This is a genomic window from Pokkaliibacter plantistimulans, from assembly GCF_003194385.1.
GTDB classification, from domain to species: Bacteria; Pseudomonadota; Gammaproteobacteria; order Pseudomonadales; family Balneatricaceae; genus Pokkaliibacter; species Pokkaliibacter plantistimulans.
In genome coordinates, this window is the sequence record NZ_LAPT01000159.1 from 1 (window position 1) to 2069 (window position 2069).

Annotated in this window: 2 protein-coding genes; both read left to right on the top strand. The window is 44.7% G+C overall.

Going from position 1 to position 2069, the window contains the following annotated elements:
* Window positions 1–1136 (top strand): RHS repeat domain-containing protein (locus WH50_RS25100; RefSeq protein ID WP_207780482.1); only part of this gene is annotated, 1136 nt, incomplete at its 5' end.
* A gap of 5 nt (window positions 1137–1141) precedes the next feature.
* Window positions 1142–1951, top strand: a complete 810-nt coding sequence (locus WH50_RS25105; RefSeq protein ID WP_110190147.1) for a hypothetical protein — start codon at window positions 1142–1144, stop codon at window positions 1949–1951.
* Window positions 1952–2069: the final 118 nt, after the last annotated feature.

Below are 2069 nucleotides of genomic sequence, written 5' to 3' on the forward strand. Positions count from 1 at the left end.
GGCACCGCCTTGTCACCCGCTATCACTACGACACCCAGCACCGGCTGAGCCAGGTTACCCTGCCCAACCTCAGCACCGTGCGCTACCGCTACGACGCCTTTGGCCGACGGATCAGCAAAGACATTGGCGGCTACCTCACCACCTTTATCTGGCAGGCCAACCGCCTGATCGCCGAAACCGACGACTTCAGCCACTACCGCAGCTACCTCTACGAACCCGGCACCTACCGCCCGCTGGCCCAGCTCGAAGGCGAAGGCAACCTTGCCCAAGTCTACTACTACCACCTCGACCACCTCGGCACCCCGCAGGAAATGACCGCGGCCAACGGCGAACGGGTGTGGTCGGTGCAATACAAAGCCTACGGCCACGTCAAACGTACACTGATCGAAAAAGTCGATACCAACCTGCGCTTTCAGGGGCAGTACTACGACGGTGAAACCGGGCTACACTACAACCGCCACCGCTACTACCACCCCGGCACCGGGCACTTCCTGACCCCAGACCCGATCAAACTGGCGGGTGGGCTAAACCACTACCAGTACGTGCCGAATCCGGTGAACTGGGTCGATCCATTGGGGTTGACGAGTGTGCCGGGGGAGTGTCCGAAGAAAGACAGCACTGGTACGTCAAAGACGCAGCGGCAGGATGAAGGGCCAGAGGCGCCAGAGGCAGGGTTGCGCCCAGAGGACTTTGGACTTGAGACGATTTCGGACAATCCTAGAGCGCATCAGCTATGGGAGCAGGCGATGAAGGATTCCGTAAATAAAGCTGGATATAAAGACTATTTAGACACTTTGGAGAAAGGTTTAACACCAACAAAAGAGCAAGCAAATGCTGCTTTTGTGTCTGTTAGGGCAACATTTGACCGTTTGGCTAAAAAAGAGGGGCTGCTTGAGAAAGGGGACGAAATACATCACTGGAACTATAGTAAAGGGCACTATCCACTTCAGGTGGTAGATCCACGAAACTTGGTTATCGCCATTAAAAAAGATGGGAAGACATCTAGGGCTGTACATACTGAAATGCATAGAGCTACTACGTCGAATGATTCTGATATATGGACAGGGCCTATCGATGAAAAGCATAAACTAGAAATAGATGATAGTTATTATCCATTAGCCGATCCTGAGGAGTAGTTTTAATGGGCTATTCAGAACTCATTAAAGTTGAAAACTATGACTATAGACTCTTGATGTATATGTCAGGAGAGATTGAGCATCCCAGTTCTTTCGTTACGCAAGGTCAGGAAGTGCCTATTATACTTCCTGCTTTAATCCCTATATGGTGTGACCAAACTGATACAGTTGGTCTATGGAAACATTGGTTTACTAACTCTAGATATCCAACTATCGTTATCCAGTCTCCAGAGAATTGCTATCGTGTACAAGAAATTGCTCTTAACTTGGATCAGTTAATAGCATCTGAAAGTTATTCATTAATATCTGCAGAGGGAGATGTTGCAGATGATATATCTTCTTTTTGTGCGCCTGTAGAATCAATAAATGTTAATGAGATAGTTCGGCTTTATAAGAAATATGATCACGATCCAAAGAGATTATCTGAACTTGATATATTTAAAGATAATGTTCCTATGTTTATTAGTGAAATGGAGTATAAAGGAAATTTTCCAAAATATAGTTCAGATATTTCTTCGTCTGAGCTTAGAAATAGTTGTACTGTTGAGTATTCAAAAGATGTTGTCGATGAAATATCCGAATTGGATATTTCTCCAGAATGGTTCAAAGTTAAAGATCAGGAACCACTTTTCTATAAGTTGCTGTTGAAAGAGGATTTTTCTGGAGCATGGATGTGTCTAAATTCAAATGGTTGGATGTTTGAAGATGCTAAAAAGGCTATGAAGAAGTTGGCGAATAAGGTTAATGATAAAAATTTTAGTATCTTGACTGAAGCATGGACAAATTTATCGCTAGAAATTAATGGTGGATATTAGACATTGATCTACTCCTATTTTTTGTGGCGTCTATTTTTGAAAGACAAGGAAGTTAATTCGTTTGAATCAGTCAGTTATCTCTAATTTAACAGTTAACCAAAACTTCCACGCCGAAGTT

Excerpts from the sequence above, each read along its gene's own strand:
- WH50_RS25105 (WP_110190147.1), top strand. The coding sequence starts at position 1,142 with ATGGGCTATTCAGAACTCATTAAAGTTGAAAACTATGACTATAGACTC.